6 protein-coding genes and 1 pseudogene are annotated in these 7,204 nt (G+C 58.8%); 3 read left to right on the top strand and 4 right to left on the bottom strand.

Annotated features, from left to right (window positions below):
• Positions 1-252 (bottom strand): helix-turn-helix domain-containing protein (locus E4K64_RS38995; RefSeq protein ID WP_135167599.1); only part of this gene is annotated, 252 nt, incomplete at its 3' end.
• 573 nt (positions 253-825) lie between these two features.
• Here E4K64_RS38995 and E4K64_RS38990 point away from each other — a divergent pair.
• A complete protein-coding gene (locus tag E4K64_RS38990) occupies positions 826-1,110 on the top strand; it encodes a hypothetical protein (RefSeq protein WP_126262213.1) in 285 nt (94 codons plus the stop codon).
• Between the two features lie 790 nt (positions 1,111-1,900).
• Positions 1,901-2,191: a DUF3892 domain-containing protein gene (locus E4K64_RS38980; RefSeq protein ID WP_126262211.1), complete on the top strand. Its 291-nt coding sequence runs from the start codon at positions 1,901-1,903 to the stop codon at positions 2,189-2,191.
• A 549-nt stretch (positions 2,192-2,740) separates the two neighbouring features.
• Here E4K64_RS38980 and E4K64_RS38970 read toward each other — a convergent pair.
• Both E4K64_RS38970 and E4K64_RS38955 read right to left on the bottom strand, forming a co-directional pair.
• Entirely contained in the window at positions 2,741-2,944 is a 204-nt protein-coding gene (locus tag E4K64_RS38970) for a cold-shock protein (protein ID WP_126262210.1), read from the bottom strand.
• 1,511 nt (positions 2,945-4,455) lie between these two features.
• The gene (locus E4K64_RS38955; RefSeq protein ID WP_164719162.1) at positions 4,456-4,971 is read right to left on the bottom strand and encodes an IS110 family transposase; all 516 of its coding nucleotides are present in this window, start codon (positions 4,969-4,971) and stop codon (positions 4,456-4,458) included.
• A gap of 120 nt (positions 4,972-5,091) precedes the next feature.
• Here E4K64_RS38955 and E4K64_RS38950 point away from each other — a divergent pair.
• Positions 5,092-5,866, top strand: a pseudogene (locus E4K64_RS38950) (IS110 family RNA-guided transposase); the annotation flags it as partial.
• 22 nt (positions 5,867-5,888) lie between these two features.
• On the opposite strand, the gene E4K64_RS38945 reads toward E4K64_RS38950, so the two are convergent.
• Positions 5,889-7,204 (bottom strand): IS5 family transposase (locus E4K64_RS38945; RefSeq protein ID WP_135167598.1); only part of this gene is annotated, 1,316 nt, incomplete at its 5' end.

Raw genomic sequence — 7,204 nt, 5'->3', positions numbered from 1 at the left:
CTTGCCCGGCCGTGGCTTGTCTTGCAGCCCATCCAGGCCATGGTCGGCATAGCGATGCCGCCAAAGGCTGACAATCCGCGGCTGGACCCCGACTTCCTTGGCGATCGACCGCGTGCTGCACCCGTCCGCCGCCAACAGAACTATCCGAGCCCGCTTCAAATCGCGCTGCAACGTCACCGGCGAGCGACAACACGCCTCAAGCACCTTGCGATCTTTCCGCGAAAGGTGGACTTCTCTTGCTTCGGGGATCATCCATATCTTGAATCACGACTCACGATCCAAGGATAGTGGGTACTAGGTTAGCAAACTAGAGTGCATTCCCGACTCCGCAGCCAGCCGCGTTGGTTTGATAATGCGACCGTGCGCGTGAGATAAACTGCCGAAACTAGTGGGTCACGCAGGCACACGCGCTGGGGGTGGCTTCTGAGCGAGTGCCAGGCGGAGCCTCTCCCTCAGAAGAACTATCTCCGCATCATCTCTGCATCTATGCGTAGGGCCTTCGACTTGGTCGTCGTGCAGTTTGAAGAGGTGGCAACTAAGGGACGCTTTGCCACTGGGACAAGTCTGTCGGGATATCCATCTTCGCGGGATCTCCAGCCCAGGGCCAATGGCATCTCCCGCTCGCTAATTCTTCTGCCGCTATGACTGGCGAGATGTGCTCACCTAAAACCTGGCCATCAAACAGGAGAGCGCATCCTCCCGGCACGACAATGATCTCGGCTAACCCGTCGCATGTTTCGTAACTCCACTTCATAGCCAGCTACCGGGGCTATTCCAACACACCCAGTCATTCAGGGGTTTCAGCTCTTGCATGAGGCAGCCGGGATGCTGATGAACGCCGTAGGCTCTCCCCGCCAGCGCGATTATTCCTTTTGGGAAAAGCGCGAGTCTGACATCTGGGCCGACCTTGAGGATGATCCGGTGGGGTCTAAGATTAAAGAAGCAATCGAATTGGCGGACACCGCAGGGAGCCGCGGTGGAAGCGGCGTCGCAACCGAAGCTAACGCCGCCGGATGCCACGCGTTGCTGCTCCGTCATCGCGTTGCTGAGCCTGTTGAGAGGCCCGCCCGTCTCCCCAGCGGATCGCTCGATGCGGCCTCCCCCGGCTGACCAAAAGCCCGGTCCAAATACTGGCGATGGTTTGTCCCGTCGATCATCCCCGTTCATTCGGACCCATAGTAGAAGTTAGCGGCACGTGGCCCGGCGCTTTAAAGTGGACCGATGAGCGCTGTCCTTGCTACGCACAGCTAACTTCACCACGGTGAGCCTCAAGAAGAAGCTGACCGGCGGATGTATCGTTCGGCGAACGCCCTAGCACAACTACCAGAACTGGTCGTAGCCAGTGATTGATCAATCTCACACCGCAAGCATCGCGGGCGCACCGCGCTTGCGAAAGTCTCACAGGCATCCCACCCGAACCGGTTGGCACTCACGCGATCCCCCTAGAAGATCGCGTATGCGTGCAGCGATCTTCCGTGCCTCCTTCGGCCCGAGATTGGGTTTCATGCAATCAAGTATGTCTACCATTGCCTGAGCCTCCTCCGCATTAAATGTTGCAACTTGGCGATCTGATAGATTCAGAGACGGATCGGCCGCCCGAGCCTGATTGGCTGCAAGCACCGCGAGCGCTTGCGACCGCAGGGACGTGATGTGCCGCTGGAATACGTGCATCGGTTGGCCCGTACTGCCCTATGGATTTGAGCCGCTAACTTCGGTGGCCAGCCCGTCCTCGAAGACTGAGGCTGGCCACCTTCGCTCCTGAGAGGCTCAGATTCTCAAGGGCGCGATCAAGGAGTATCGCTGAGAAGGACTGGAAGCACCTACCTGAATTGGCGGCCGGTCGAATTGACTGCCCCGGTCTAAGCTAGTGCCTCAGGCTTGCAATTTGGGAGAGACTCAAATGGCCAAACGCGCACGCATTCGTTACGCCAACAAGACGGACAGAAAGAATCCTCACGAAAGAATAACACATGTCGGCGGAGTAAACCCCGATGGAAAGCCGTGGAAGCGATCCATCGACCAGGTTGTCAAAGATATCGAGAGCGGCGAATGGGAGTTCTATGTCGAAGAAAATGGACGCAGGGTTGGTGTGGTTTGGGCCACGCACAACGGGCACAAATACATCAAGACGACGGCCGACGACGTTCAACCAGACAATGTTCTCCCGCTTCTAGCCGAGTGCCCCGGATGATCTTTGTCTCAGTGAACGTAAACAGCGCGGTGGCAACTCGGCGCCGGTCAGCTGGGATGGATCGGATGCTGTCCCTATCGCGCCCGCGCTGCCGGAGAAGTTAGCGGCAGCGTGGCTCGGCGCCAAAAAGCCCCACGGATACACGGGGCTGCGCTGTCCCTGCAACGCACCGCTAACTTCAACACGGCCAGCCTTCCATCTGGTAGCAAAACTGACCGCGGTCGCCCACCGCGGGAGAGCCTAGCCCACAGGGTGCCACCAAGTTGTATCGGCGAAAAGCCTGTCTGGCACCCACCAGAATCGGTCGGTCACGCTCCATTCGAGCAAGGGCTTTTATGCAGCGACGCACGGGCGACGCCGGACATTGGACGCCGCGAGTCCGCCCGCTACATCGGCTAGGACCACCAAGTTCGACAAAATGGTCTTGGACGCCCGCATGCCTCGCCCTATCGGGTCGAGGCGCGCGCCATTTGGGACAGGTTCAAACTCGACGCTGCGTTCTCGGACTCGGCCGATGAAAACGCCGCGAACCCACGGATGCTGGGCGCATCACCCGACTCGTAGATTTTCCGCCGATTCTTTACCGCGATTTGAAACGACGTCGAAGCTGACTTTGGCGCCCTCGGCGAGAGAGGTGAAGCCAGCTTTCTCGACTGCCGAGATATGGACGAACACATCCTTGCCGCCGTTGTCAGGTTGAATAAATCCATATCCCTTTGTCGGGTGGAACCACTTTACTGTTCCCATAGCCACTTAACTTCTCCATTTTTGAAAAACGAAAACTAGTGCGCGAATTCCGACAAAGAATGGCTGGCGCCAGGCTTTGCGTCTGGCACCCTCGGCGATCTCGTCATGATCGAGGTCCTCGCGGGATACCGATAGGTTCAACGGGTTGAGCTGGATCGATGCGTCGGCCACGTCGGGTCCTCATAGGAGCGTTTGCTGGAATTCTCCGCGGGCACGGCTGTACTAATGTCCACTGGCGTCTGGCTTCTTACGCATAAGCCGTACGGCTAGCATAAGCGAAGAAAACGCAGCACGGACTGCAGATTAGCAGTTTCCAGGAGTGCTGATCACCACAAGGCATGAACTTGTGTCGTTCGGCGAACGACGGCCGTCGGGCGTGCACCGGGCTGGCAATTAGTAGGCTAGGTCATGGATTGGCTGGACTTTCTTCGGACAAGCATATCGAAAAAGGAGCTGCCAACCTACGTCTATGGTTATCCTTCCAAGCGAGCGTATCGGGCTTCTCCGCAGCCACTCCGCATTACTGGTGTGGTTGAGCAGGCTACGCCATTAAAATGGAAGAATTACAGGCGCTGGTATAGCCGAATTGCCACACGTACAAACCTTCCGCGCGCCTGCACTTACTTTGGCGCTGCCTTACACAAACACTCGATTACGATGACAGCCTCCTTTCGGATGGGACAGCCATCATGCGGTACAGAGTGTTTGTAGTGGACAGCAGGCGGCGAGTGATCTGCGCCGCGAAGCTCGACTGCATCGACGAGCAGACTGCGAGATGTCGAGCCGAGCAAATGTGCGGGGAGCACGACGTTGAGCTTTGGGAAGGAGATCGGCTCGTCGCCGTTTTTCGAGGCGTAACATCGAATGAAAATCCAGGTGACCGCTCCTAAATTGAGGGGCAGTCTCGCCGCCAACTAACGCGGGCACTCATTGCGCGGCCGACCGACTGATGTCCGGTCAACCCCAACTTTCTCGCAATCGCGGTTAATGAACGTCTCGGTCCAACTCTCGCAGCAGTCGATGAAGGATGAAGGAAGTCGCTGGCGTGATTATTTTGTGCGCCGCCCTCCAGGATCTGATGAGCGAGTAGTGACACTATGTTGCCAACGGCCTCAGGGCCAATCAGCTCGGTTCGTGATGACCACAACTCCAACAGCCGGTCGGGAATATGGTCGCTCGATCCAAATAGTTTGAGGAGTCGGCCTTCGGCGACAGCGTTATGATCATGGTGGGCCTTGACCGCATAAAAAGCGAACAAGCCTCGAAAGGCGTCACGGGAAACGGAAGACTTAGCCATCGCAATGTCCCCACAGAAACCTTCAAATGAATCTGCGAAATGTAGAGCTGAAAGGAAGCTACTCCCTCGAAATCCTCACACGAAGAAGATTCTACAGCAGACCAGGAAAAAGCGGCAAGCTCATAATCCATGTTAGATGTGGCTCGCATAGTCAGCGAGATGATTGGTCCCACGGCTGGGGTCGACATCAACAGCTTGGCCTTGGCATCCAGCAGGGACATCACCCGCACCCGCTTGCCGAAGCCGTTGAACTCGCGAAGCAGCACTGTGTGAACCGCAAGCGTCGCTGCGGCGATGGCGTCCAGAGCCGGATGACCAGCTCGTTGATCCGTGCCGCAAAGCCGCGCTTCGTCGTCTTGCCGACCTTCAACCCGAAGCCTCGCAAGATCCCCCGCAAGCTGTTCTCGACGTCCTGCAGCTTGCTCTGGATCAGCTTGCGCGCGGTCAGCATTGCCCGCGTCTCCTGCGCGCTCATCGACTTGCAATGCACCGGCCGGAAGCAGCCGAGCCGCATCAACTGCGCGATGTTGCGGGCGTCGTTGTGGTCCGACTTCACCGGCATCGCCTTGTAGGCATCTCGCATGTGACGCGTCTCCAGAAGCTCAACCCCAAGACCAGCCTGCTTCATCGCCGCGTAGAGCCACTGCGACAGCGGCCCTGCCTCCAGCCTGATCCTGGCGAGATCGAACCCGAACGAACGGAACCGGTCGATCAGCGCCTCCGGTTCGTTGGCCACCTTCACCTCCCGACAATCTTGCCGTTCGCATCGACAACACACACGCTGGAGCATTCCAATGACACGTCGATTCCGGCATAATGGTCCATGGTCGTCTCTCCTCGATGCTTGGAGCAAGGCCTATGGTATGAACTCCGCAGGGTTGAGCTTCCGGTGGTCTGCATCGACGCTCGGCATGCGCACGCAGCTTTGTCGGTCCGAATGAACAAGAGCGATCGGAATGATGCGCGAGGCCTTGCCGAACTGGTGCGGGTTGGAGGGTATCGAGAGGTCAAAGTCAAAAGTGAGGAAAGCCAGAAGATCCGAGCGATCCTTGTCGCCAGATCTCGGCTAGTGTCCATGCGCCGAGACATCGAGAACCAGGTTCGCAGCTTGATCAAGGAATGTGGATTGCTATTCCCTCGCGCGATCGGCCAACAGTTCCGCAACCAGGTCAGCGAACTCTTGGGCGTCGATCATTTGCTTCTCAGCGTGATATCGCCGCTGCTCTCGATCCATGAGAACGTTTGTCAACAACAAGGTAAGCTCGACAACGAGGTCCGCCGGTTGGCAAAGCTGGACGAGACGACGCGTCGCCTGATGACGGTCCCGGGGGTCGGTGTCGTGACGGCCCTAACGTTCCGCCACACGATCGATGACCCCTCGCGCTTCCGATCGGCTTCGACGGTCGGCGCCTACCTAGGCCTTACGCCGAGGCGCAGCCAATCCGGCGAAACCGACACCAACGGAAAGATATCTCGATGGGGCAACCGGCTTCTCCGAACTTACTTGTTCGAGGCCGCCACTGTCCTTCTTTATCGAACCAAAAAGTTCTTCCCTAAAGGCCTGGGGCATGAAGCTCGCCAAGCGGATCGGCATGAAGAAGGCAAAGGTCGCCATCGCCCGAAAGATCGCCGGTCGACCGTGAAGAACGTTGATCATGAGGTCTGTTGACGGGATGACCAGGCGCCGGCGAACAGGAAGGCGCAGCAGATCCGGACAAACAAAGTCGTGAGCCAGAGGATCAGAATCCGGAAGTTGTAGCCCGCGGCGGCAAGGACCGCGTTGGCGGCGTCGCCGCGGGTGCCGGCGAGATGATTTCGGTTCATCCGGTGCTCATTCTTGAGATGGCCTATCACCGGTTCGACCGCGGATCGGCGTCGGAAGGCGCGTTTGATTGCTGCGGTCACGCCACGCTTCTGGCCGGCGACATAGACCTTGAAGATCTTGTCTTTCGGCGCGCTGTGACCGCGATAGCCAGCATCGGCAACGATCCTGGTCAGGCAAGCGCCGACGCTGGCCTCGATCTCGGGAATGACAGTCGCGAGCGTGTGTCCGTCATACGGATTGCCCGGCAACGCTTTCACATGGGCGACAAACTGGCCGCCCTTGCAGCGATCAACGGGCGTGGCGACACTCACCTTCACGCCGAACTCGTAGGGCTTGTGAGCTTTTCCCTTACCGATGCATTCGACCTCCGGCGCGTGCAACGAATAGATTTTCTTGCCGCGCTGCCGTTGCCGCTGTTCGCGGACCTGCCGGGCCAGCGACAGCGGCAACGCAAAGACGTCCTCCAGCTGCGGCCGATCCGCGATCTTGCGACCAATATCGCGGATCACGCGGCCCAGCATGGTCCTAATCGTGCGCAAGGCGCGGTTCGCCCGCTTGAAGTGCTTGGCGTGGGCGTAGCGCTGATGTCGGATCAGTGCGATCTTGCCGACGCGGACGTAGGATTGGCGCAGCTCAACGCCGGTCGCCTTCGCCAACCGCACCAACCTCTCGCGCGCCCGATGCATCAGTCGAGCATCGGTCGGGAATGCGATCGCCTTCTCCTGCACCGTGGTGTCGACGATGACCTGGGTGAAGTCGGTGGGTTTCGCCGCGCCCAGCCGCACCGCGGCAGAGAGGCTCTCCTGAACCAATACCGCAAGGCGATCCTCGCCCATCCGTTGCCGCCAGCGCGTCAGTGAGGAGCGGTCGAACACCAGCCGGTGCTGGAAGAACTCTTCGCCGCAAAGCAGCTGATAGTAGGGATTTTCGACCCAGCGCTCGCACAACCCTTCGTCCGAGAGGTCGTGCATGTGCTTGAGGATGGCGAGCCCAACCATCAAGCGGGTCGGCAATGGCGGCCTGCCGGGATCATCGTCATAGACCGCGCCGAACCGGTCTTCGAGGAACCGCCAGTCGATCGAGCCCGACAGTCTGACCAGCGCATGGTCCGGATCGACGATTTGATCGAGCCTCGCCTTGAACA

The sequence above is a fragment of the Bradyrhizobium frederickii genome (assembly GCF_004570865.1).
In the GTDB taxonomy this organism is placed as follows: Bacteria; Pseudomonadota; Alphaproteobacteria; order Rhizobiales; family Xanthobacteraceae; genus Bradyrhizobium; species Bradyrhizobium frederickii.
Note: the sequence above shows the minus strand (reverse complement) of the source record. Positions and strands in the feature narration are given on the sequence as shown.

Coding starts and splice junctions, on each gene's coding strand:
- E4K64_RS38980 (WP_126262211.1), top strand. CDS start 1,901: ATGGCCAAACGCGCACGCATTCGTTACGCCAACAAGACGGACAGAAAG.
- E4K64_RS38990 (WP_126262213.1), top strand. CDS start 826: ATGCTGATGAACGCCGTAGGCTCTCCCCGCCAGCGCGATTATTCCTTT.